At 67.3% G+C, this 21,393-nt stretch carries 22 protein-coding genes; 11 read left to right on the top strand and 11 right to left on the bottom strand.

Features of this window, described 5'->3' with window-relative positions; all coding sequences use genetic code 11:
- The first annotated feature begins 2 nt into the window (after positions 1-2).
- From ABL844_RS07520 to ABL844_RS07535, 4 genes are all read left to right on the top strand, one after another.
- Entirely contained in the window at positions 3-1,280 is a 1,278-nt protein-coding gene (locus ABL844_RS07520; protein WP_418130904.1) for an L-fuconate dehydratase, read from the top strand.
- Between the two features lie 25 nt (positions 1,281-1,305).
- Positions 1,306-2,082: an SDR family oxidoreductase gene (locus tag ABL844_RS07525; RefSeq protein WP_418130905.1), complete on the top strand. Its 777-nt coding sequence runs from the start codon at positions 1,306-1,308 to the stop codon at positions 2,080-2,082.
- A gap of 30 nt (positions 2,083-2,112) precedes the next feature.
- Positions 2,113-2,442 (top strand): L-rhamnose mutarotase, encoded by a 330-nt coding sequence (locus ABL844_RS07530; protein WP_369659313.1) that lies wholly within the window; start codon positions 2,113-2,115, stop codon positions 2,440-2,442.
- 72 nt (positions 2,443-2,514) lie between these two features.
- Positions 2,515-2,958, top strand: coding sequence for a helix-turn-helix domain-containing protein (locus ABL844_RS07535; RefSeq protein WP_126022565.1), 444 nt, complete (start codon positions 2,515-2,517; stop codon positions 2,956-2,958).
- A 36-nt stretch (positions 2,959-2,994) separates the two neighbouring features.
- Here the strand turns inward: ABL844_RS07535 and ABL844_RS07540 are convergent, their stop codons facing one another.
- The 3 genes from ABL844_RS07540 to ABL844_RS07550 all read right to left on the bottom strand — a co-directional run bounded on the left by ABL844_RS07540 (position 2,995) and on the right by ABL844_RS07550 (position 6,624).
- Positions 2,995-4,329, bottom strand: coding sequence for an MFS family transporter (locus ABL844_RS07540; protein WP_418130906.1), 1,335 nt, complete (start codon positions 4,327-4,329; stop codon positions 2,995-2,997).
- Between the two features lie 131 nt (positions 4,330-4,460).
- Positions 4,461-5,618, bottom strand: a complete 1,158-nt coding sequence (locus tag ABL844_RS07545) for an alpha-hydroxy acid oxidase (RefSeq protein ID WP_418130907.1) — start codon at positions 5,616-5,618, stop codon at positions 4,461-4,463.
- 112 nt (positions 5,619-5,730) lie between these two features.
- Positions 5,731-6,624, bottom strand: coding sequence for a LysR substrate-binding domain-containing protein (locus ABL844_RS07550; protein WP_418130908.1), 894 nt, complete (start codon positions 6,622-6,624; stop codon positions 5,731-5,733).
- Positions 6,625-6,730: 106 nt separating this feature from the next.
- On the opposite strand from ABL844_RS07550, the gene ABL844_RS07555 reads away from it, so the two are divergent.
- Positions 6,731-8,392 carry an L-lactate permease gene (locus ABL844_RS07555; RefSeq protein WP_418130909.1) on the top strand — a complete coding sequence of 554 codons (1,662 nt, stop codon included), beginning with the start codon at positions 6,731-6,733 and terminating at the stop codon, positions 8,390-8,392.
- On the opposite strand, the gene ABL844_RS07560 is transcribed toward ABL844_RS07555, so the two are convergent.
- Positions 8,370-9,005, bottom strand: a complete 636-nt coding sequence (locus ABL844_RS07560; protein ID WP_418130910.1) for a TetR/AcrR family transcriptional regulator — start codon at positions 9,003-9,005, stop codon at positions 8,370-8,372. The genes ABL844_RS07555 and ABL844_RS07560 overlap by 23 nt on opposite strands.
- 86 nt (positions 9,006-9,091) lie before the next feature.
- Between ABL844_RS07560 and ABL844_RS07565 the strand changes: the two genes are divergently transcribed.
- A complete protein-coding gene (locus ABL844_RS07565; RefSeq protein WP_418130911.1) occupies positions 9,092-9,514 on the top strand; it encodes a DUF1348 family protein in 423 nt (140 codons plus the stop codon).
- Between the two features lie 177 nt (positions 9,515-9,691).
- Complete coding sequence (gene cynS, locus ABL844_RS07570; protein WP_418124944.1) at positions 9,692-10,135, top strand: cyanase; 444 nt, start codon at positions 9,692-9,694, stop codon at positions 10,133-10,135.
- Between the two features lie 2 nt (positions 10,136-10,137).
- Here the strand turns inward: cynS and ABL844_RS07575 are convergent, their stop codons facing one another.
- Positions 10,138-10,908, bottom strand: a complete 771-nt coding sequence (locus ABL844_RS07575; RefSeq protein WP_369659306.1) for an SDR family oxidoreductase — start codon at positions 10,906-10,908, stop codon at positions 10,138-10,140.
- 360 nt (positions 10,909-11,268) lie between these two features.
- Between ABL844_RS07575 and ABL844_RS07580 the strand changes: the two genes are divergently transcribed.
- Together ABL844_RS07580 and ABL844_RS07585 are read left to right on the top strand one after the other, a co-directional pair.
- Positions 11,269-11,832: a nucleoside 2-deoxyribosyltransferase gene (locus ABL844_RS07580; protein WP_418130912.1), complete on the top strand. Its 564-nt coding sequence runs from the start codon at positions 11,269-11,271 to the stop codon at positions 11,830-11,832.
- Between the two features lie 60 nt (positions 11,833-11,892).
- Positions 11,893-12,771 carry an alpha/beta fold hydrolase gene (locus ABL844_RS07585; RefSeq protein ID WP_418130913.1) on the top strand — a complete coding sequence of 293 codons (879 nt, stop codon included), beginning with the start codon at positions 11,893-11,895 and terminating at the stop codon, positions 12,769-12,771.
- A 69-nt stretch (positions 12,772-12,840) separates the two neighbouring features.
- Here the strand turns inward: ABL844_RS07585 and ABL844_RS07590 are convergent, their stop codons facing one another.
- From ABL844_RS07590 to ABL844_RS07600, 3 genes are all read right to left on the bottom strand, one after another.
- A complete protein-coding gene (locus ABL844_RS07590; protein ID WP_418130914.1) occupies positions 12,841-13,236 on the bottom strand; it encodes a DUF1161 domain-containing protein in 396 nt (131 codons plus the stop codon).
- A gap of 23 nt (positions 13,237-13,259) precedes the next feature.
- Positions 13,260-15,491: an NADP-dependent isocitrate dehydrogenase gene (locus ABL844_RS07595; RefSeq protein ID WP_184635420.1), complete on the bottom strand. Its 2,232-nt coding sequence runs from the start codon at positions 15,489-15,491 to the stop codon at positions 13,260-13,262.
- A gap of 148 nt (positions 15,492-15,639) precedes the next feature.
- Complete coding sequence (locus ABL844_RS07600) at positions 15,640-16,569, bottom strand: LysR family transcriptional regulator (protein ID WP_418130915.1); 930 nt, start codon at positions 16,567-16,569, stop codon at positions 15,640-15,642.
- A gap of 117 nt (positions 16,570-16,686) precedes the next feature.
- Here ABL844_RS07600 and ABL844_RS07605 point away from each other — a divergent pair, with 117 nt between their 5' ends.
- A complete protein-coding gene (locus ABL844_RS07605) occupies positions 16,687-17,553 on the top strand; it encodes an oxidoreductase (RefSeq protein WP_184635424.1) in 867 nt (288 codons plus the stop codon).
- A 9-nt stretch (positions 17,554-17,562) separates the two neighbouring features.
- Here ABL844_RS07605 and ABL844_RS07610 read toward each other — a convergent pair whose 3' ends face one another.
- A complete protein-coding gene (locus ABL844_RS07610; protein WP_369659299.1) occupies positions 17,563-18,201 on the bottom strand; it encodes an ABC transporter ATP-binding protein in 639 nt (212 codons plus the stop codon).
- A gap of 55 nt (positions 18,202-18,256) precedes the next feature.
- On the opposite strand from ABL844_RS07610, the gene ABL844_RS07615 reads away from it, so the two are divergent.
- Complete coding sequence (locus ABL844_RS07615; RefSeq protein ID WP_418130916.1) at positions 18,257-19,048, top strand: hypothetical protein; 792 nt, start codon at positions 18,257-18,259, stop codon at positions 19,046-19,048.
- Positions 19,049-19,064: 16 nt separating this feature from the next.
- Here the strand turns inward: ABL844_RS07615 and ABL844_RS07620 are convergent, their stop codons facing one another.
- A complete protein-coding gene (locus tag ABL844_RS07620) occupies positions 19,065-20,420 on the bottom strand; it encodes a CynX/NimT family MFS transporter (RefSeq protein ID WP_418130917.1) in 1,356 nt (451 codons plus the stop codon).
- Positions 20,420-21,097 carry a FadR/GntR family transcriptional regulator gene (locus ABL844_RS07625; protein WP_126022587.1) on the bottom strand — a complete coding sequence of 226 codons (678 nt, stop codon included), beginning with the start codon at positions 21,095-21,097 and terminating at the stop codon, positions 20,420-20,422. The genes ABL844_RS07620 and ABL844_RS07625 overlap by 1 nt, the downstream gene beginning before the upstream one ends.
- Between the last annotated feature and the right edge of the window lie 296 nt (positions 21,098-21,393).

Below are 21,393 nucleotides of genomic sequence, written 5' to 3' on the forward strand. Positions count from 1 at the left end.
CCATGACCATCGTCCGCTCCATGCGCGTGCTAGACGTGCGCTTTCCCACTTCGCAGCATCTGGACGGCTCGGATGCGATGAACCCCGATCCGGACTACTCGGCGGCGTACGTCGTGCTCGAGACCGACCAGCCGGGGCTGGAGGGCCATGGGCTCACCTTCACCATCGGACGCGGCAACGAGATCTGCTGCGCGGCGATCGAGGCGATGCGGCATCTGGTCGTGGGGCTCGACCTTGCATGGGTGGCCGAGGACATGGGGCGCTTCTGGCGGCATGTGACTTCCGACAGCCAGCTGCGCTGGATCGGCCCCGACAAGGGCGCGATCCATCTTGCGACCGGCGCGATCGTCAATGCGATGTGGGACCTGTGGGCCAAGTCCGAAGGCAAGCCCGTGTGGCAGCTGGTGGCCGACATGTCGCCCGAGGAACTGGTGCGCTGCATCGACTTTCGCTACATCACCGACTGCATCGCGCCGGACGAGGCTCTAGCGCTGCTGCGGGAGGCATCGAAGGGCAAGGAAGAACGCATCGCCACGCTCAAGGCCGAGGGCTACCCCTGCTACACGACCTCCGCCGGCTGGCTGGGCTATCCCGACGAGAAGCTGCGGCGGCTCGCGCAGGAGGCGATCGACGCGGGTTTCAGCCACATCAAGCTCAAGGTGGGGCGCGACCTGCAGGACGACATCCGCCGCCTGAAGGTGGCGCGCGAGGTGCTCGGGCCCGACCGGCATCTGATGATCGACGCCAACCAGGTGTGGGAAGTGGGGCAGGCCATCGACTGGGTGCGGCAGCTCGCCTTCGCGAAGCCGTGGTTCATCGAGGAACCCACCAGCCCCGACGACGTGGAAGGCCACCGCAGGATCCGCGAGGGCATCGCGCCGGTGAAGGTGGCCACGGGCGAGATGTGCCAGAACCGCATCATGTTCAAGCAGTTCATCATGCGTGGCGGCATCGACGTGGTGCAGATCGACGCCTGCAGGCTGGGGGGCGTGAACGAGATCCTGGCGGTGATGCTGATGGCCGCGAAGTACAGGTTGCCCGTGTGCCCGCACGCGGGCGGCGTGGGGCTGTGCGAGTACGTGCAGCACCTGTCGATGATCGACTACCTCTGCATCTCGGGCACGCGCGAGGGCCGGGTGGCCGAGTACGTCGACCATCTGCACGAGCATTTCGTGGAGCCCTGCGAGGTTCGCAACGCGGCCTACATGCCGCCCAAGGGCGCGGGCTTCTCGATCACGATGAAGCCGCAGTCGCTGGAGCAGTACCGCTTCAAGGGATAGACAGCAAGGAAAGGCATCGCCAGGCATGGACCTGCATCTGAAGGACAAGGTGGTGATCGTCACCGGCGGCGGCAGCGGCATCGGCGCGGCCATCTCGATGACGCTGGCGCAGGAAGGAGCGGTGCCGGTGATCTTCGGCAAGAACCCGCTCGATGCGCCTTTCGAGGAAGCGCTGCGCAAGCTGCAGCCTCGCACGCGCTTCTTCCAGCTCGAACTGATGGAAGAGGCCGCCTGCGTCAAGGCCATTGCCGACACGGCCGCCGCGTTCGGCCGCATCGACGGGCTGGTCAACAACGCGGGCGTGAACGACAGCGTGGGGCTCGAGGCGGGGCGCGATGCCTTCGTTTCTTCGCTGGAGCGAAACCTCATCCACTGCTACGTGATGGCGCACCATTGCCTGCCGCACCTGAAGGCCAGCAAGGGCGCCATCGTCAACATCTCGTCGAAGACGGCCGTCACGGGACAAGGCAACACCAGCGGCTACACGGCGGCCAAGGGGGCGCAGCTGTCGCTCACGCGCGAATGGGCCGCTTCGTTGCTGGAAGACGGCGTGCGCGTGAACGCGGTGATCCCGGCTGAAGTGATGACGCCGCTCTACCAGCGCTGGATTTCCGCCTTCGACGAACCCGACCGCAAGCTGGCCGACATCACCGACAAAATCCCGCTGGGTCGGCGCATGACCACGCCCGAGGAGATCGCGGACAACGTCGTGTTCCTGCTCTCGGAGCGCGCCTCGCACACCACGGGGCAATGGGTGTTCGTGGATGGCGGATACACGCATCTGGACCGGGCACTGACCTGATCGTCTCGAAGCTTTTTCCTGGAGCTGTGCATGCGCCATTTCCTGGCCCTCGATTTGAAGGACGACCCAGCGCTGATCGCCGAATACGAGGCTTATCACCGCGATATCTGGCCCGAGGTGCGCGAACACCTGAAGGCGCATGGCGTGACTGCCATGGAAATCCATCGCCTCGGCACGCGCATGGTGATGCTGATGGAAACCGACGACGCGCGCCACGACCCCGAGGCGATGGCGCTTGCCACGCGCAGCGACCCGAAGATCAGGCAATGGGAAGAGCTGATGTGGAAGTTCCAGGCGCCCACGCCATGGACGCCGGAAGGCGAGAAATGGACCGCAATGACGCGGATATTCTGTTTGTAATCAAAAGATTCAAATTTGATCGGGGCTCGGTATTTTTGCCATGTGTTTACATTTGCTGGGCAAAATGCCGCCATGCCAAATATTGCATCCATTCTTAAATCGGAGATTTCGCGCGTGGCCCGCAAGGAAGTTCGCGCGGAAATGGAAACCCTCAAGAAGGCATCTGTTCACCATCGCGCGGCCATTGCTGCATTGCGCCGCCAGATAAGCTCGCTGGAAAAGGAACTGCGCAATGTCGCCAAGGGCACGTCGCGCGGCGCGCGCGCGAGCGAGCCAGACGAGTCCGGCGAAGACGGACCGAAGCGCAGGTTCAGCGCGGGCAGGCTGGCTTCCCACCGGGCGAAGCTGGGTATCTCCGCTGCTTCCTACGGAAAGCTGGTGGGCGTGTCGGGCCAGACGATCTACCACTGGGAACAGGGCAAGGCCCGGCCCCGGGCCGCGCAACTCGAAAGCCTCGCCTCCGTGCGCGGACTGGGCAGGCAGCAGGTGGCGCAGCGGCTGGGCGAGGCCGAGTAGCCCGCCTCAGCCCTTCAGCCCTCTTTTCTTCCTGCGTCAGTGATCGTGATGCAGGTAGCTCGCCTGCCTCGGCAGCCTGAGGCTCACGAGGAAGGCGATGACCATCATCGCGCTCACGTACCAGAAGAAGGCCGACTCGTGTCCCAGTGACTTGAGCCCCAGCGCCACGTATTCGGCCGAGCCGCCGAAGATCGCGTTCGCGACCGCGTAGGCCAGCCCCACGCCCAGGGCGCGCACTTCGGGCGGGAACATCTCCGCCTTCACGATGCCGCTGATCGAGGTGTAGAAGCTCACGATGGCCAGCGCCGCGATGATGAGAACGAAGGCCAGCAGGGGGCTGGTCGTGTGCTGCAGCGCGGTCAGGATGGGCACCGTCGTCAGCGCGCCGAGGCCGCCGAACAGCAGCATGTTGTTGCGCCGCCCGATGCGGTCGGACAACGCGCCGAACACCGGCTGCATGCACATGTAGACGAAGAGCGCGCATGTCATGACGTAGCTTGCCGTCTTGATCGGCAGGTGCACCGTGTTAACGAGGTACTTCTGCATGTACGTGGTGAAGGTGTAGAAGATCAGCGAGCCGCCGGCCGTGTAGCCCAGCACCGTGAGGAACGCCGGCGTGTGGTGCCTGAAGAGGCCGCCGATGCTTCCGGCTTCCTTGTTCTTCCTGGCCTCGTCGGTCTGCGTCTCGTGCAGCGTGCGGCGCAGCAGCAGCGCCACCACCGCCGCGATGGCGCCGATCACGAAGGGAATGCGCCAGCCCCAGGCCTTGAGCTCGGCCTCGGTCAGCAACTGTTCGAGCACCACGATCACCAGCACCGCGAGCAGTTGCCCGCCGATCAGCGTGACGTACTGGAAAGAAGAGAAGAAGCCGCGCTGGCCGCGCAGCGCCACCTCGCTCATGTAGGTGGCGGTGGTGCCGTATTCGCCGCCCACCGAGAGCCCCTGGAACAGCCGGCATACCAGCAGCAGGAAAGGCGCCCACGCGCCGATCTGCGCATAGGTGGGCAGGCAGGCGATGACGAGCGAGCCGCCGCACATCATCGTCACCGAGATCAGCATCGAGGTCTTGCGCCCGAGCCGGTCGGCCAGCCTCCCGAAGAGCCAGCCGCCGATGGGCCGCATGAGGAAGCCGGCCGCGAACACGCCGGCCGTGTTCAGCAGCTGCGCGGTGGGGTCGGACTTGGGAAAGAAGGCCGGCGCGAAGTACAGCGCCGAGAAGGCGTACACGTAGAAGTCGAACCACTCGACCAGGTTGCCGGAGGAGGCCGCCATGATCGCGAAGACGCGGTGGCGCTTTTCTTCTGCCGTGTAGTGCGGGGGAGATGAAGCAGAGGCCGCTGGGCCTCCCGAGGTAGGCGTGACTGCGCTCATGGTGCCTTCTTGTGCCGTGCAGGCAATGTTGTTGTTTCCAAAACATTCTGCGCCGGCACGAAGGGACCGCGTGTCGGCCGATGCCGCATCGGCCTACCTCCGCAGGGGCCTTCCGGTGAAGCCCTGCAGGCTCAGAAAGTGCCAGGCAGCAGGATGCTCGAATCGACCTCGTCGATGTTCGTGCGGCCGCAGAAGGCCATCGTGATGTCGAGCTCCTTCTGGATGATCTGCAGCGCGCGGGTCACGCCCTCCTGCCCGAAGGCTCCCAGGCCGTAGAGGAAGCTGCGGCCGATGAGCGTGCCGCGGGCGCCCAGCGCGCGGGCCTTGAGCACGTCCTGCCCGCTGCGGATGCCGCCGTCCATCCACACCTCGATCTCGGTGCCCACCGCGTCGACGATGGCGGGCAGCGCCGCGATGGAGGAGGGGGCGCCGTCGAGCTGGCGCCCGCCGTGGTTCGACACGATGAGCGCGTCGGCGCCGCTTGCGGCCGCGAGGCGCGCGTCCTCCACGTCCATGACGCCCTTGAGGATGAGCTTGCCGCCCCAGAGCTTCTTGATCCACTCCACGTCGGCCCAGCTCAGCGCGGGGTCGAACTGCTCGGCCGTCCATGACGACAGCGACGACAGGTCCTTCACCCCCTTGGCGTGGCCCGCGATGTTGCCGAAGGTGCGGCGCTTGGTGCCCAGCATGCCCATGCACCAGCGCGGCTTGGTGGCCAGGTTGATGAGGTTCTTGATGGTGGGCTTGGGCGGCGCGGTCAGGCCGTTCTTGATGTCCTTGTGGCGCTGGCCGAGGATCTGCAGGTCGAGCGTGAGCTGCAGCGCGGTCACGTTGGCGGCCTTGGCGCGCTCGATCAGGCGCTCGATGAAGTCGCGGTCCTTCATCACGTAGAGCTGGAACCAGAAGGGATGGCGGTCGGTGTTCTCGGCGATGTCCTCCAGCGAGCAGATGCTCATGGTCGACAGCGTGAACGGAATGCCGAAGGCTTTGGCGGCGCGCGCGCCCAGGATCTCGCCGTCGGCGTGCTGCATGCCGGTGAGGCCGGTGGGCGCGATGGCCACGGGCATCGCGGTCTCCTGGCCGACCATGGTGGTGCGCAGCGAGCGGCCCTCCATGTTCACCGCCACGCGCTGGCGCAGCTTGATCTTCTGGAAGTCGCTCTCGTTGGCGCGGTAGGTGCCCTCCGTCCACGCGCCAGAGTCGGCGTAGTCGTAGAACATCTTCGGCACGCGCCGCTTGGCGATCACCCGCAGGTCTTCGATGTTGGTGATCTTGGAAAGGTCGGGCACGGGCGGTCTCCTGGCGGGTTCTCTTGGTGGATCGGCGGAAGCTAACCGGCCATTATCAGCAGGCGCTCCGGGGCCACATCTGAAAAATTCCGACCCTGCTGCTGAAAAAAATTCAGGCCGCCCGCTCGCGCAGCGCCTCGCGCAGCCACTCGACGAAGGTCGCGCACTCCCACCGCTCCATGGCGCCCGGCTTCCAGCACAGGAAGTAGGCGTTGGGCGAGGGCACGCTGCGCTGCGACAGCCGCACCAGCCGGCCGTTGTCGAGCCAGGCGCTGCCCAGGCGCAGGTGCATCAGCACCACGCCGAAGTCCTCGGCGGCAGCGTCGAGCGCCAGGCCGAGGTCGTTGAACTGGTGGCCCGTGGCGGGCTCCGGCAGGCCGATGCCGCAGGCCTTGAACCAGGTGCGCCACGATTCCAGCGGCGTGCGCAGCAGCTGCGCGCGCGACACCTCGGCGTCGGTCTCGAAGCTTTCGAAGGGGCCGTGGCGTTCGAGGTAGGCGGGGCTGCACACCGGCGACACGTCGTCGGCCAGCAGCTGGACGAACTCGCGGTCGTGGAAGGGGCCGGTGCCGAAGCGCAGCTCGATGTCGGCCTCTTCCACCGTGGTGTTGCGCACCGGCATGGTCACCTGCAGCATCAGCTCGATGTTCGGGTATGCATCGCGAAAGCGCGCCAGCCGGGGCAGCAGCATCTGGCGCGAGAAGGTCGGCGTGACCGCCACGCGCAGCCGCCGCACCTGCGATTCGGGCTCGCGCCCCGGCACCTGCCGCAGCGCCGAGATGGCCTCGCGCACCCGCGCCAGGTAGGCCATGCCGTCGGCGCTGAGGCTGAAGTCGCTGCCGGTGAAGAACTTCAGCCCCAGAAGCAGTTCGAGCTGGCGGATGCGGTGGCTCACCGCGCTGGGCGTCACGGCGAGCTCCTCGGCCGCGAGGTTCACGCTGCGCAGCCGCGCGACGGCCTCGAAGGCCTGCAGGCCCTGGGTCGAGGGGAGACGCGGAGAAACCATCTTTTGTCGTGAGGGGTAGCGGGGTAGGATGGTATCGAACGCTTCCGGCCCTGCCCGGCCGAAGCACCGGCTCAGAAGAATTTCCATAACAACAGGAGATGAGCGAATGGTCTGGCAACAGGTTTACAACCCCTTCGGCAACATGATCGTATCGACGGCGCTGGCCGCGATACCGGTGGTGGTGATGCTGGTGTGCCTCGGGTTGCTTCACGTCAAGGCGCACTACGCGGCGGGGCTGGGCCTGCTGAGCGCGGTGCTCATCGCGGTGTTCGCCTTCGGCATGCCGGCCGACATGGCGGGCAAGGCGGCCTTTCTCGGCGGCATCACCGGCCTGCTGCCGATCGGCTGGATCGTGCTGAACATCATCTTCCTGCAGCAGCTCACGCAGCAGAACGGCAGCTTCCAGGTGCTGCAGGACTCCATCGCCGGCATCACGGAAGACAGGCGGCTGCAGCTGCTGCTCATCGCATTCGCCTTCGGTGCGTTCTTCGAAGGCGCGGCGGGCTTCGGCACGCCGGTGGCGGTCACCGCGGCCATTCTCATCGGGCTGGGTTTCTCGCCGCTCGCGGCATCGGGGCTCTCGCTCATCGCCAACACCGCGCCGGTGGCCTTCGGCGCATTGGGCACGCCGGTCATCACGCTGGCCAAGGTGCATGGCTACGACCTGATGGCGGTCACCGCGATGATCGGGCGGCAGCTGCCGTTCTTCTCGCTGCTCGTGCCGTTCTGGCTCATCTGGGCCTTCGCGGGGCGCAAGGGAATGATGGAGGTGTGGCCGGCCATCCTGGTCACGGGCGTGTCCTTCGCGATTCCGCAGTTCCTGGTGTCGAACTACATCGGGCCGGAGCTTGTGGACATCATCGCGGCCATCGTCTCGATGGTGTGCCTGGTCGCGTTCCTGCGCGTGTGGAAGCCGAAGAAGGTCTGGACCTCGGTGTCGCTCAAGGGACACGAGGCCGACGGCGGCGAGGCGTCCGCGGCCGTCGCGCCGACGAAGCATTCGAGCGCCGCCGTCATCCGCGCCTGGACGCCGTGGCTCATCCTCACCGTGTTCGTGTTCATCTGGGGCCTGCCCTCGGTGAAGACCTGGCTCAACGGCATCTTCGCGCCGAGCTTCCCCATCGAGGGGCTGCACAACATGGTCGAGAAGGTGGCGCCGGTGGTGCCCAAGCCGACGAAGGAGGGCGCGGTCTATCAGCTGCTGCTGCTCTCGGCCACGGGCACCGGCATCCTGGTGTCGGCCATCGTGGGCGGGCTGGTGATGAAGTACAACCCGATCCAGCTCGTGGCCGCCTATGGACGCACGCTGTGGCTGGTGAAGTTCTCGCTGCTCACCATCGTGCTGATGCTCGCGCTGGGCACGCTCACGCGCTACTCGGGGCTGGACACCACGCTGGGCCTGGCCTTCGCCAACACCGGCGTGCTGTATCCCTTCTTCGGCACGCTGATGGGCTGGCTGGGCGTGGCGCTCACCGGTTCCGACACCGCATCGAACGTGCTCTTCGGCGGCATGCAGAAGGTGGCGGCCGACCAGCTCGGCCTGAGCCCCAACCTGATGGGCGCGGCCAACAGCTCGGGCGGCGTGATGGGCAAGATGATCGACGCGCAGTCGATCGTGGTGGCTTCCACCGCCACGCGCTGGTTCAACCATGAAGGCGAGATCCTGCGCTACGTGTTCTTCCACTCCATTGCGCTGGCCTGCCTCGTGGGCTTCTACGTGACGCTGCAGGCCTACGTGTGGCCGTTCACGCTGATGGTCGTGAAGTAGCGGCTGTCGAGGCGGGCAGCGTGGCCGCCAGCGCCTGAAGCAGCCGGCGCAGGTCGTCGACCGCTTCGCGCGCGAGCGCGGCGCCGCCCATCTGCGCCTTGACGATGGCGCCGTCGACGCCCAGCGCGGCGGCCTGCGCAACCGCCATGCGGCGCGGGCTTTCCAGTGATTCGGGCAGCAGCCCGGCGATCACCTCGACCATCTCGCGCTTGTGCTCGCGCGAGATGTCGGTCGCGCCGCTCACGCTGCCGCCCACCTCGACCACCGAGTTGATGAAGGCGCAGCCGCGGAAGGCCGGGTCGGCGAACCACTCGGCCATCGCGTCGGCCAGCACCTCCAGCGCCTGGCCGCCGCCGATGCGTTGCTGCGCGCCGAGCCGGCCGAGCGCATCGACGAACCATGCCATCCACAGGCCGTGGCGGTGATCGAGGAAGGCCCGCACCAGGTCGTCCTTCGACGGGTAGTGCCGGTAGAAGGTGACCTTGGTGACGCCCGACGCGGCGATGACGCGGTCGATGCCGGTGGCGCGTATGCCGTCGGCGTAGAAGAGGTCGTGCGCGGTGCGCAGGATGCGCTCGCGCGCCGGCAGTTCGGAGATGGAAGAGATGTCCATGGCGCGATTGTAGGCATGTAGACAGGTCTGTCTACATGTGGCACATTCCGGCGCATTCCCCTTCAACCTCCATCGAAAGAACCACCATGGAATCACGCCCGCCGCTGCCGCCCTTCACCCTCGAATCCGCCATCCAGAAGGTCCAGGCCGCTGAAGACGCCTGGAATTCGCGCGACCCCGTCCGCGTGAGCCTGGCCTACACGCCCGACACCGAATGGCGCAACCGCGCCGATTTCGTCAACGGCCGCGAGCAGGTGGTGGAGTTCCTGTCGCGCAAGTGGACGCGCGAGCTTGACTACCGCCTCAAGAAGCAGCTCTGGGCCTTCATGGACAACCGCATCGCGGTGCGCTTCGAGTACGAATGGCACGACGATTCGGGCCAGTGGTATCGCAGCCATGGCAACGAGAACTGGGAGTTCGCGGAGAACGGCCTCATGCAGAGGCGCTTCGCGAGCATCAACGACCAGCCCATCAAGGAATCGGACCGCAAGTTCCACTGGGCGCGCTGACCTCGTGTTGTTCCCTCTCCCCTCGGGGAGAGGGTCAGGGTGAGGGCCGGAGCGCCAATGCCGCCGCGCTCCATCCATCGCCGACGCACCCTCACCCCAACCCTCTCCCCGAGGGGGAGAGGGGGCAAGACCCCGGCATGGCTGTTGCTTGCCTGAGCTCACTCAACAGGAGACCCCATGAACCGCAACGACGTCACCGAGAAAATCATCGCCACCAAGGTCAGCAAGGGCATCCAGTGGGCCGACGTGGCCAGGAAGGTGGGCCTCTCGAAGGAGTGGACCACCGCCGCCTGCCTGGGCCAGATGACGCTCGACGACAAGCAGGCGAAGATCGTCGGCAAGATCTTCGGCCTCACCGCCGAGGAGCAGAAGTGGCTGAAGGTGGTGCCCTACAAGGGCTCGCTGCCCACGCCGGTGCCCACCGATCCGCTCATCTACCGCTGGTACGAGGTAGTGAGCGTGTACGGCACCACCATCAAGGAGCTCATCCATGAAGAATTCGGCGACGGCATCATGAGCGCCATCGACTTCAGCATGGACATCCAGCGCGAGGCCGACCCGAAGGGCGACCGCGTCAACGTGGTGCTGTCGGGCAAGTTCCTGCCCTACAAGACCTACTGAGCCTACTGAGCGTATTCGGCCGGCCGCGGCCGCTGCTGCTGATGTTGCCTGGCGGGCGGGCGCACTGCGCCGGCGGTGATGCCGTAGCCCTCGATGGCCCCCGCGATCGAGCGCGCCACCGCATCCACCGGCACCGCGATGCGCCGGTTGGTGCGCATGCGTTCGCGCGCGTAGCTGGCCGCGATGCGCTCTGCCAGCGGATCGATGGGGCCGTGCACGTCGGGGCTCACCACCGTCACGTGCAGCCGGCCGGCATGCTCCTGCCGCAGGCCCTCGGAGATCGCGTTCACCGCGTACTGCGTGCCGTGGTACACCGCCGAGCCCGGCGACAGCCCGTGCATCGCCACCGGCGCCACGTTCACGATGTGGCCCCAGCCCTGCTCCTGCATCGTCGGCAGCACCGCCGCGATGCCCAGCAGCACGCCGCGCAGGTTCACGTCGATCATGAGTTCCCACTCCTCGATCTTGCGGTTCCACAGCGGCGACATCGGCATCACGCCCGCGGCGTTGACGAGCACGTCGATCTGCTCGTGCGTCTCGAGCGCGAATTCGGCGAACGCTTCCATGTCGGGCCGGTGCGTCACGTCGAGCCGCTGGAAGCTCGCCGTTCCGCCCGTGGCCGTGATCTCGGCCGCGAGCGAGGCGAGCCTGTCGGTGCGGCGCGCACCGAGCACCACCTTGGCGCCGCGCCGCGCAAGCAGCCTGGCGGTCGCTTCGCCGATGCCGCTGCTCGCGCCGGTGATGAGTACGACTTTTTCCTGGATCGTGGTCATGGTGAACTCCTCGTGCTGATCTGTCTGCCGTGGGGCGCACACTGGAATGAGCGTGGGCCGGGCATGCAGAGAAGTGTGCGTTTTCGCGAGCCCGAAGCGGTAGACGAATCGAACGCGGTTTTTGCCTGATCCTGCAAAACGCGGTGCCGACCGCGGCCGCCGCTTCGGCCGCTCGGGGCCGCGTAGTGCTTTCGCGGTAGAGAAGGCTCAAGCGGAGCGTTTGGCGCTTCGTGCGAGCTTCTTGCCTGATTCCCCGAAGCAGCAGCGGCAGGGGCGGCGGGCCGATGCATCCATCGGTAATTCGCTTTGCACCATGTCGCAAGGATTGAGCAAGAGCCCGAAATCGCCGATGCTGCGCCGATGGACAATCAGCCTCCCCGGAACACGGCCCGCCCGCGCATCTACCTCGCGGGGCCGGACGTCTTTCGCCCCGACGCCAGGGCGCATTTCGTCAGCCTGTCGGCCATCTGTGACGCAGCCGGCCTTGCGGCTCTGCTGCCGGCCGACGGCAACGAAGAGCTGAGCTCCGAGGCGCCCGAGAAGCAGATCTACGAAGCCAACATGCAGCGCCTTCGCGGCGCGGACGGCGTCGTCGCCAATCTTGCGAGCTTCAGGGGCATGGAGCCCGACTCGGGCACCGTGTTCGAGGTCGGCGCGGCGATCGCGCTGGGCATCCCGGTCGTGGCCTACGGCGTTCCCGAAGGCAGCTACGCAGACCGCGTGCGCGCCGCGCTGCAGTGCGAAGTCGACGCGAACGGCGTGCTGCGCGAAGCCGGAACCAGCATCGCGGTCGAGGACTTCGGGCAGCAATTGAACCTGATGCTGGCGTGTTCGATTCACATCGAGGCTACGCCGGAGGCGGCGTTGAAAAAGATGTCGCACTTGCTGGCTGTCCACCACGCGACAAAAGCAGGAAACCCCTGATCGAAGCGCCACTCACCAGCCCCTAGGATCGGCTCCATCGATCACTGTATGGAGCACTGCATGCCGACCACCGAGACCCACTTCGAGCTCACCGCCAACGACGGCGTCACGGTGGAGGTCCATCGGTGGCTGGGCACGGCGACGGCGCCGCGCGCCATCGTGCAACTCGCGCATGGCATGGGCGAGCATTCGCTGCGCTACCGGCATCTGGCCGAGTCATTGGTGCGCGCGGGGTACGTGGTGTATGCGAACGAGCATCGCGGGCATGGCAAGGGTGCGCAGGCGCGCGGTGAGCTGGGCGAGTTCGGGCCGCGCGCGTTCGCCGGGCTGGTGGACGACATGGCGCTGCTGAGCCGCCACGTGCGAGGCGTGCATCCCGGGCTGCCGCTGATCCTGCTGGGCCACAGCATGGGTTCGTTCGCGCTGCAGTACTACCTCGTCGAGCACGGTTCGCTGCTCGCGGGCGCGGCACTGTCGGGCACCTCGGCGCTCGACCTGCTGGGAACCGCGCTGCAGTCGGGCTTCAAGCTCGAAGACATGAATGCCGCGCTGCCCGACGTGCGCACGCCCTTCGACTGGCTCAGCCGCGACCCCGCGCAGGTCGATGCGTACATCGCCGACCCGCTGTGCGGCTTCACGGTCTCGCCGGAGGGGCTGGGTTCGATGTTCGCGAAGCTGGACGCCCTGACGCCCGAGGCCATGCGCAAGACCATCCGCCCCGAGCTGCCGCTGTACCTGTTCATCGGCGGCGAAGATCCGGTGAGCAACAAGGCCGAGTGGTTCTATCCGCTGGTGGAGCGATATCGCCAGGCGGGGCTGCGCGATGTGTCATGCCACGTGTTCGGCGGCGCGCGTCACGAGGCGCTGAACGAGACCAACCGCGACGAGGTCGAGGCCGTGCTGCTCGCGTGGATCGCGCGGGTGGTGGCGAAGGGCTGACGAGCCGGAAGACTCCGGCCGTAACAATGGATGGGGCTGGGCCGGGCGGCAGGCGCCGCCAGCTTGCCGCTACTGCTTTCTGCAGTCGCCCATGGTCACAGTGCCGTCCTTGCACTCGGTGATCATGGGTTCGTCCGCGCCCTGGGCCGCAGCCGTAGCAGGAGGCGTCGGGGCAGATGCAGGGATGGATGCAGGAGCAGGAGCCGGTGCGGCCCCCGCGTCCTTCAGATAGACGACCTTCTTCGTGCCGAGCTCGCAGCTGCCCACCACCTGGCCGTTCGCCGATGCGTTCGCATCGATGACGGTGACGGTGAAGCGCGCCACGCCGCTCGCGGCGATCTTCGATTCGATGCGGGTGCGCAGGGCCTCGCAGTCTTCGGCCGCACGGGCTGTGCCCGCCGCGCCGGCCAGGGCCAGCACGGCGGGAAGCATCGCGAGCCTGAAGGGCTTCATGGCGACTGCCATCCGCACGATGTCGATCGGCCTTCTTAGGCCGAAGCCAGCGCCGCGTTGAGCGTGGCGCTCGGGCGCATGATGGCCGAGAACTTGACCGGGTCGGCCAGGTAGTAGCCGCCGATGTCCACCGGCTTGCCCTGCACGGCGGCGAGTTCGTCGACGATCTTCTTCTCGTTGGCCGCGAGCGTCTCGGCCAGCTTGCTGAAGGCGGCCTGCAGTTCGAGGTCTTCGGTCTGCGCGGCCAGTTCCTGCGCCCAGTACATCGCCAGGTAGAACTGGCTGCCGCGGTTGTCGAGCTGGCCGGTCTTGGGCGATGGGTTCTTGTTGTTGTCGAGCAGCTTGCCGGTGGCGGTGTCCAGCGTCTTGGCGAGGATGGTCGCCTTCTTGTTGTTCGTCTTCAGGCCCAGGTCTTCCAGGCTCACGGCCAGCGCGAGGAATTCGCCCAGCGAGTCCCAGCGCAGGTGGTTCTCTTCCACCAGCTGCTGCACGTGCTTGGGGGCCGAGCCGCCCGCGCCGGTCTCGTACATGCCGCCGCCGGCCATCAGCGGAACGATCGACAGCATCTTGGCCGAGGTGCCCAGCTCCATGATGGGGAACAGGTCGGTCAGGTAGTCGCGCAGGATGTTGCCGGTGGCGCTGATGGTGTCCAGGCCGCGGACCACGCGCTCCAGCGTGTAGCGCATGGCGCGCACCTGGCTCATGATCTGGATGTCCAGGCCCGTGGTGTTGTGCTCGTGCAGGTACATCTTGACCTTGGTGATCAGCTGCGCCTCGTGCGGACGATAGGCGTCGAGCCAGAACACCACCGGCATGCCGGAGTTGCGCGCGCGGTTGACGGCCAGCTTCACCCAGTCGCGGATCGCGGCGTCCTTGACCTGGCACATGCGCCAGATGTCGCCCTGCTCCACTTCCTGGCTCATCAGCACTTCGCCGGTGTCCAGGTCGGTGATGTTGGCGACGCCGTCCTCGGCGATCTCGAAGGTCTTGTCGTGCGAGCCGTATTCCTCGGCCTTCTGCGCCATGAGGCCCACGTTGGGCACGGTGCCCATGGTCTTGGGGTCGAAGGCGCCGTGCCACTTGCAGAAGTTGATCATCTCCTGGTAGATGCGGGCGAAGGTCGATTCGGGCATCACGGCCTTCACGTCCTTCAGGCGGCCGTCGGCGCCCCACATCTTGCCGCCGTTGCGGATCATCGCGGGCATGGAGGCGTCCACGATCACGTCGTTGGGCGAGTGGAAGTTGGTGATGCCCTTGGCCGAGTCGACCATCGCCAGCTCGGGACGGTGCTCGTGGCAGGCGTGCAGGTCGCGCTTGATCTCGTCCTGCGTGCTCTGCGGCAGCGTGGCGATCTTGTTGTAGAGGTCGACCATGCCGTTGTTGACGTTGATGCCCAGCTCGTCGAACAGCTTGCCGTGCTTCTCGAAGGCTTCCTTGTAGAAGATCTTCACGCAGTGGCCGAACACGATGGGGTGCGAGACCTTCATCATGGTGGCCTTCACGTGCAGCGAGAACATCACGCCGGTCTTGTGCGCGTCCTCGATCTCCTTTTCATAGAAGGCCAGCAGCGCCTTCTTGCTCATGAACATGGAGTCGATGATCTCGCGGTCGAGCAGGGCGACCTTGGGCTTGAGCACGATGGTCTTGCCGCTCTTGGTGATGAGCTCCATCTTGACGTTGCGCGCGCGGTCCAGCGTCATGGACTTCTCGCCGTGATAGAAGTCGCCGCCGTGCATGTGCGAGACGTGCGAGCGCGAGGCCTGGCTCCAGTCGGCCATGCTGTGCGGGTTCTTGCGCGCGTATTCCTTCACGGCCTTGGGGGCGCGGCGGTCGGAGTTGCCTTCGCGCAGCACAGGGTTCACCGCGCTGCCGGTGCACTTGTTGTAGCGCGCGCGGATGTCCTTGTCCTCATCCGTGGTCGGGTTCTCGGGGTAGTCGGGAATCTTGTAGCCCTTGCCCTGCAGTTCCTTGATGGCCGCCTTGAGCTGGGCCACCGAGGCGCTGATGTTGGGCAGCTTGATGATGTTGGCTTCGGGCTTGAGCGTGAGCTTGCCCAGTTCGGCGAGGTTGTCGGGCACCTTCTGCTCGTCGCTCAGGTAGTCGGGAAACTCGCCCAGGATGCGGGCCGCCACGGAAATGTCGCTGGTCTCGACGTTGATGCCGGCCGGGTTCGTGAAGGCGCGGATGATCGGCAGGAACGCGTAGGTCGCCAGCAGGGGCGCCTCGTCGGTGAGGGTGTAGACGATGGTGGGTTGCTTCGAGCTCATGCGCTTCTTCCGTAGATCCTGGTTGTCGGGGTGGCTGGAACTTCCGGCTTTCCGGGGGTAGCCCGTTTTTTGCCGGAGCCCCCGATTGTCGCCCGCCGGGACCGTGTTTCGCCATGCGGGTTGCGAAGCCCCCGGTGCGAAGCGCGTCTTAACGGGGCTGCGGCTGGCCTGAAGCGGACTTTTCGAGCATTTCCCGGGCCAGGTCGACGAAGGCGCGCAGCTTGGGCGCCTGGGCCGCGCGGCGCGGAAAGTACAGGAACAGCCCCGGCTCTGCGAAGGCCGAGCGCGGCAGCAGCTGGCGCAGGCGGCCTTCGCGCAGTTCGGCGCGCACCAGCGGCTCGAAGATGTAGGCGATGCCCACGTCGGCCAGCGCCAGGTCGCGGGCGTAGAGCGCGTCGGTGACCCGCACGGTGCCCGGCACCTCGACCGAGACGTGGGCGCCGGCCTGGTCGCGCAGGTCCCAGGCGTACACGCCACCCGAGGTCACGAAGCGGAAGCCAATGCAGTTGTGCCGCTGCAGCGCCTCGATGCCGCGCGGCTCGCCCGCCGTGGCCAGGTAGCGCGGGGTGGCCACCAGGATGGCCTCGAAGGGCGGGGTGAGCCGCACCGCCACCATGTCCTGCGCGACGGTGTGGCCCAGCCGCACGCCGGCGTCGTGGCCGCTTGCGACGATGTCGGCCAGGCCGTCGTCGCAGGTGATCTCCATCACCAGGTCCGGGTGGCGGCGCGCCATTTCGGCCACCAGCGGCGTCATGGCCAGCGGCAGCGCCACATGGGGTGCGTTGATGCGCAGCACGCCGCTCACCCGCCCGAGCGACTCACCGAAGCGGTCCACCGCGTCGGCGATCTCGCCCATGGCCGGGGCCAGCATGCCGATGAAGCCGGCGCCGGCCTCGGTCAGCCGCACGCTGCGGGTGGTGCGCGCAAAGATCGGCTGGCCCAGGTGGTCCTCGACGGCGCGCACCGCGTGGCTCACGGCCGAGGCGCTCATGCCCAGCTCGGCGGCCGCGGCGGCGAACCCGCCGCGCCGGTGCACCGCCAGCACGATGGCGAGATGCGGGAGCAGGGTTCGGTCCATTCATGCACTGTATCGCACAGTGCATTCGATTTGAACCGGCTAGTCGTTGAGTGCGATTGCTGGAACAGTCACGCCATGCCTTCACGGCAACCCTCAACCCTTCAAGGAGCCAGCATCATGTCCAACATCGCCATCACCTCTTCGCAGACCCGCCAGACCTGGTTCATCACCGGCGCCGCTTCCGGCTTCGGCCACGCCTTCGCCGAGCACGCGCTGGCCCTGGGCCACAACGTGGTCGCCACCGCCCGCGACGCCGGCCGCCTCGCCGACCTCGTGGCGCAGGCACCCGACCGCGTGCTGGCCACGCCGCTGGACGTGGACGCCGCCGGCGCCGCCGAAGCTGCCGTCGAGGCCGCGGTGGCCCGCTTCGGCCGCATCGACGTGCTCGTGAACAACGCCGGCTACGGCGTGGTCGGCGCCCTGGAGGAAACCTCCGACGCCGAGCTGCGCGCGCTGATGAACACCAACTTCTTCGGCGCCATGGCCGTCACCCGCGCCGCGCTGCCGGTGCTGCGCGCGCAGAAGTCGGGCGCCATCGTGAATATCTCCAGCCTCGGCGGGCAGCTGTCGTTCGCGGGTTTCAGCGCATATTCGGCCTCGAAGTTCGCGCTGGAGGGCGCCTCGGAAGCGCTGGCGCAGGAGGTTGCGCCCTTCGGCATCAAGGTGCTGATCGTCGAGCCGGGCCAGTTCCGCACCCAGCTCGCGGGCAGCGGCATGCGCCACATGCCGGTGATCGAGGCCTACCAGCCGGTGGTGGGCGCCACCCGCGAGTTCGCGCACAGCATGCACAACACGCAGGCCGGCGATCCGCGCAAGGCGGCGGTGGCGATCGCGAAGGCGCTGGAGGCCGAGCACACGCCCCTGCGCCTGCAGCTGGGCGGCGACTCGGTCGACGCGGTGCGCGCCCATGCGCAGGCGTTGCTCAAGGACATGGAGGCCTGGGAAGCCCTGAGCCGCAGCACCGACTTCGACGCTGCAGCCTGAAGGCAGGCCTCAGCGCAGCGGCAGTTCGATGGTGGCCGCCAGCGGCACGGTGTCGATGCGCGCCGCGCTGGCCACGACGACCGCCTGCTTCGACTGCGCAGCAATCTCCGAGAGCGTGGCCCACAGGCAGCGTGTAGAGGGCATGTCCAGGCCGGCGGTCGGCTCGTCGAGCAGTACGAGCGGCCGGCCCGACGCGAGCCCGGCGGCCATCCAGACCTTGCGCTTGGAGCCGGTTGACAGCATGAACATCTTCTTGTCCAGGTGCGGCGCCAGCGAGAAGCCGTCGGCGATGGCCTGCCACTTCGCCTGGTCGAAGCCCGCGTCGCCTTCGGCAAGCGAGGCCGTGCATTCGCGCGCGCTGAGCTGGTCGAAACGGTCGGTTTCAGGAGCGACGAAGAACACCTGGCGGCGATAGGCCTCGGGCGCGGCATCGAGGCTCGTCCCGGCCACGGTCAGCCGTCCGGCGGAGGCGGGCAGCGCACCGGCAATCACGTTGAGCAGCGCCGACTTGCCCGTGCCGGTATCGCCGTAGAGCAGCGTGACGCCCGGGCCGATGGATGCATTCCAGCCGGACACCAGCGCGGGTTGGTCGGGGTAGGCGAAGCGCAGCGTGTCGATCCGGAGCAGGGCGGGAGAAGAAGGATTCATGGTCGCGTGCGACTTTATCAACCAGCCGCGCCGCCGGTGGCTACCATCCGGCTCCATGACAAAGCTGCCGCTCCTGCTCGCCCTGCTGCCGTTCGCCACCGCGGTGCTCGCCGCTCCCGATCTTTCCGCGCCATCGGCGCAGGTGTTCGATGCGGTGAAGAAGCCCGATTCGCTCGACGCGCAATGGCGCACGCGCCTGTGCGCCCTGCTGCCGCAGCCCTGCGACGCGCAGCAACTGGGCCTCTATCGTCCGCGCGGCGCCGCGGCGGGCGACTATGTGGTGCTCTCCGCCGAGCCGCTGGCCATGGCGCGCATCAGGCGGGATGCCGCAGACGCCAAGGGCTGGCAGCTCGCTCGCCTTCATGATTTCTCCGGCTACGCCCAGGCCCTGAAGAAAGACAGCGATGCCAGCCGGTCCGAGGCGCGCCTCTCGCTCGCGCCGGCGCTCTACCCGGTGGCCGAGGGCAAGTGGGCCGTGGCCGTGCTGCAGACGGTGTCCGAAGGCTATTCGGGCGGCGGCGCCTCGTTCGACACCGCCGACTTCGTGCCGCTCGAAGGCGGCAAGGCGGTGCAGGAGGGCATTCCGTTCTCGTGCTCCAAGATGATCCGCGCCTGCTTCAGCGAGAAGGAATACAAGACCTCGAAGCACTGCCATGACGAGAGCTTCGGCAGCCTGCGCATCGCCTACGGCGAGACATTCAAGCCCGGCTCGCCCTACGACTGGCAATACACCTGGGTGCAGACCGAATGGCCGCAGAACGAGCCGCGCAGCGCGGCGACCACCACGCGCGTGTTGTTCACCGCCAGGACCACCGAGCGCGCGGGCTTCTGCGGCGGGCCGCAGTAGACAGCGGGCTCGCGCCTCAGTGGCGCGGCACGGTCGTCGTGCCCACGTGCATCGTGCGTCCTGCCCCCAGCCCAGCGATCACGAGCGCCACGCCCAGCCCGATGAAGAGCCACGACGAGGCGCGGAAGCTCCCCGTCCAGCCGTGCAGCAGCCCGGCCACCAGCGGCCCGAAGGCCGCCACCATGTAGCCCACGCCCTGCGCCATGCCCGAGAGGTGCGCGGCGACGTGCGAGTCGGGCGAGCGCAACACGATCATCGTGAGCGCCAGCGCGAAGGTGCCGCCCTGCGCAATGCCCAGCAGCACCGCCCAGGCCCACACGCCGAAGAAGCCGTCCAGCGGCGCGAAGAGCATCGCCAGCATCGCGCCCACCGTGAGCAGCGCCAGCACGACCGCCAGGCCGCGCTGGTTGCGCAGCTTCACCGCCAGCGCCGGCACCACGAGGCAGGTCACCACCTGCGTCATGACAGACAGCGACACCACGTAGCCGGCCGTCTCGCTGCCCAGGCCGCGCTCGCGCAGGATCGGCGCGAGCCAGCCCATCACGATGTAGGCGAGGGCGGACTGCAGGCCCATGAAGAAGGTGACCTGCCAGGCCAGCCTGTCGCTCCAGAGCCCGCGCACGGTGAAGCCCGATTCGCTCGCCACCGGCTTCAGCGGCAGCGCCTGGGGCGCCCAGATCAGCGTGACCAGCGCGGCCGGCAGCGCCCACATCGCGAGCGCCATGGTCCAGCCGCCGCCCAGCGCGTGCTCGATCGGCACCGTGAGCCCGGCGGCGCTGGCCGCGCCGCCGCACACGGCCATGGTGTAGAGGCCCATCATCAGCGCCGCCTGCGAGGCGAAGTCGCGCTTCACCAGGCCCGACAGCAGCACGTTCGACACCGCGATGCCGCTGCCCGCGATGGCCGAGGCCAGGAACAGCAGCGGGATGTTGCCGGTGCCGCGCAGCACCGTGCCGACCAGGATCAGCACCATGCAGCCGAGCAGCGTGCGCTCGGTGCCGAAGCGCCTGCCCAGGCCGGGCGCGAGCGGCGCGAAAACGCCGAGGCAGACGATCGGCAGCGTGGTCAGCAGGCTGGCGGCGGTGGGCGAGAGGCCGGTGGCCTTGATGATTTCCGGCAGCACCACCGAGAGGCTGGCGAAGACCGGGCGCAGATTGAAGGCGATCAGCACCACGCTGGCGCCGAGCAGGATGCGGCGCGCGAGGTTGGGGGCGGGCGTGGGGCGCGGCGCGGGCAGGCTGTCGGCCTCGGCGTCGATCAGCAGTTCGTCGCCGCAGCGGTGGGCGGAAGCGGAAGAAGAGGAGGAGGGAGAAGAAGAGGAGGAAGAAGAAGAGGCGCCGGCATTGCCGCGTGCGAGGGTGGCCGAGTTCATCACGACCCCAGCGCCAGTGCGTTGATCATCGGCGCCATGAAGGTGCGCACCGCCGCGGCGGCCACGTCGGGGTCGCGGCTGGCGATGCCTTCGATGATGGCGCGGTGCGCGGCATCGTCGGGCTCGGGCAGGGCGCTGCCCATCGAGCTCGCGATGGTCTCCTTGATGTAGCCGGTGATGAAGCGGCAGGTTTCCGCCAGGGCGAGGTTGCCGGAGATGTCGACGATGGCGAGGTGGAAGGCCAGGTCGCGCTCGATGAAGGCCGCGCCGTTGTCGGCGGGATCGAAGCCGCCGCGCTTGTCGAGCAGCACGTGCAGGCGGCGCAGGTCGCGCGCCGTGTGGCGCACGGCGGCGAGCCGGGCGGCTTCCACTTCGAGCGCGCGGCGCACCTCGAACTGGTCGCGCAGGCTCGCGAGCCGCATCTTCTGCAGGCTGGACGAAGGATCGAAGCCCGAGCGAACATAGGTCCCCGAGCCCTGGCGCACTTCGAGCAGCCCGCGCGACACCAGCGTCTTGACCGCCTCGCGCACCGTGCCCCGGCTCACGCCCAGCAGCTGGGCGAGCTGCGGTTCGATCGGGATGCGGGAGCCAACGGACCAGCGGCCGGCGGAGATCTCGGCGCGGATGCTGTCCGCGGCGGTGTCTGCAAGTGAAGTACGGGGAGCTTGGGCAAGCATCGGGAGTGAGCCTGGTCGTTCAATGATTGGATGAATTTTGCCTCCAAAAAGAAACCGGACTCCCCGCGCGGCGATTGATCCGGGTAGCACCTCGTAGAAAACCGCAACCCCTGTCCGCGGATCGCGCAAGCCGATTTCGCGGATTTGTCCTCATTAAGTGAATTTTTCCCGGCCTTGGGCAGCTGTTGCCGAAAGTGTTGTTCGTCTGGAGCGTCCTGTCAGAGAATGAAACTAAAGGTAGCTTGTGAATCGGCAAGTTGTTCTGCTCCACGGTCCGGCCCTCCCTTCCCGACCTT

The sequence above is a fragment of the Variovorax sp. 278MFTsu5.1 genome (assembly GCF_048305045.1).
GTDB classification, from domain to species: domain Bacteria; phylum Pseudomonadota; class Gammaproteobacteria; order Burkholderiales; family Burkholderiaceae_C; genus Variovorax; species Variovorax guangxiensis.

Coding starts and splice junctions, on each gene's coding strand:
- ABL844_RS07615 (WP_418130916.1), top strand. CDS start 18,257: ATGACAAAGCTGCCGCTCCTGCTCGCCCTGCTGCCGTTCGCCACCGCG.
- ABL844_RS07540 (WP_418130906.1), bottom strand. CDS start 4,329: ATGAGCGCAGTCACGCCTACCTCGGGAGGCCCAGCGGCCTCTGCTTCA.
- ABL844_RS07575 (WP_369659306.1), bottom strand. CDS start 10,908: ATGACCACGATCCAGGAAAAAGTCGTACTCATCACCGGCGCGAGCAGC.
- ABL844_RS07530 (WP_369659313.1), top strand. CDS start 2,113: ATGCGCCATTTCCTGGCCCTCGATTTGAAGGACGACCCAGCGCTGATC.
- ABL844_RS07580 (WP_418130912.1), top strand. CDS start 11,269: ATGGACAATCAGCCTCCCCGGAACACGGCCCGCCCGCGCATCTACCTC.
- ABL844_RS07535 (WP_126022565.1), top strand. CDS start 2,515: ATGCCAAATATTGCATCCATTCTTAAATCGGAGATTTCGCGCGTGGCC.
- ABL844_RS07555 (WP_418130909.1), top strand. CDS start 6,731: ATGGTCTGGCAACAGGTTTACAACCCCTTCGGCAACATGATCGTATCG.
- ABL844_RS07560 (WP_418130910.1), bottom strand. CDS start 9,005: ATGGACATCTCTTCCATCTCCGAACTGCCGGCGCGCGAGCGCATCCTG.
- ABL844_RS07605 (WP_184635424.1), top strand. CDS start 16,687: ATGTCCAACATCGCCATCACCTCTTCGCAGACCCGCCAGACCTGGTTC.
- ABL844_RS07600 (WP_418130915.1), bottom strand. CDS start 16,569: ATGGACCGAACCCTGCTCCCGCATCTCGCCATCGTGCTGGCGGTGCAC.
- ABL844_RS07625 (WP_126022587.1), bottom strand. CDS start 21,097: ATGCTTGCCCAAGCTCCCCGTACTTCACTTGCAGACACCGCCGCGGAC.
- ABL844_RS07590 (WP_418130914.1), bottom strand. CDS start 13,236: ATGGCAGTCGCCATGAAGCCCTTCAGGCTCGCGATGCTTCCCGCCGTG.
- cynS (WP_418124944.1), top strand. CDS start 9,692: ATGAACCGCAACGACGTCACCGAGAAAATCATCGCCACCAAGGTCAGC.
- ABL844_RS07610 (WP_369659299.1), bottom strand. CDS start 18,201: ATGAATCCTTCTTCTCCCGCCCTGCTCCGGATCGACACGCTGCGCTTC.
- ABL844_RS07550 (WP_418130908.1), bottom strand. CDS start 6,624: ATGGTTTCTCCGCGTCTCCCCTCGACCCAGGGCCTGCAGGCCTTCGAG.
- ABL844_RS07520 (WP_418130904.1), top strand. CDS start 3: ATGACCATCGTCCGCTCCATGCGCGTGCTAGACGTGCGCTTTCCCACT.
- ABL844_RS07585 (WP_418130913.1), top strand. CDS start 11,893: ATGCCGACCACCGAGACCCACTTCGAGCTCACCGCCAACGACGGCGTC.
- ABL844_RS07565 (WP_418130911.1), top strand. CDS start 9,092: ATGGAATCACGCCCGCCGCTGCCGCCCTTCACCCTCGAATCCGCCATC.
- ABL844_RS07595 (WP_184635420.1), bottom strand. CDS start 15,491: ATGAGCTCGAAGCAACCCACCATCGTCTACACCCTCACCGACGAGGCG.
- ABL844_RS07525 (WP_418130905.1), top strand. CDS start 1,306: ATGGACCTGCATCTGAAGGACAAGGTGGTGATCGTCACCGGCGGCGGC.
- ABL844_RS07620 (WP_418130917.1), bottom strand. CDS start 20,420: ATGAACTCGGCCACCCTCGCACGCGGCAATGCCGGCGCCTCTTCTTCT.